Source organism: Neisseria sp. P0009.S007, assembly GCF_051962515.1.
In genome coordinates this window covers 1-256 of the sequence record NZ_JBQCVF010001173.1, presented here as the reverse complement: position 1 = coordinate 256, position 256 = coordinate 1, and the positions used below count along the sequence as shown (strand labels likewise).

Below are 256 nucleotides of genomic sequence, written 5' to 3'. Positions count from 1 at the left end.
CAAAGGGCGAACCCTGCCCTGTCGAGGCCGTCGGAAAATGCAACGGCAACTGTCGCCAGCCAAATGGTATCAAACATCAAAACCAACGCATTACCGAGCTGGCCGCCCTACTCCCTGTAACCGATTGGGGTAAAGCGCACGAAATTGAAATTACCGAAACCGATCCCCTGACCGGAAACAGCATTACCCTGCTCTGTGCCGGTGGCGCGTTGGCATTGCCTGATGGAAGCTGGTATTTCGACAGCAGCCTGCCTAT

1 pseudogene is annotated in these 256 nt (G+C 55.1%); it reads left to right on the top strand.

The window, feature by feature from the left end:
- Positions 1-256: pseudogene (locus tag ACTHS3_RS18190) on the top strand (3'-5' exonuclease); the annotation flags it as partial.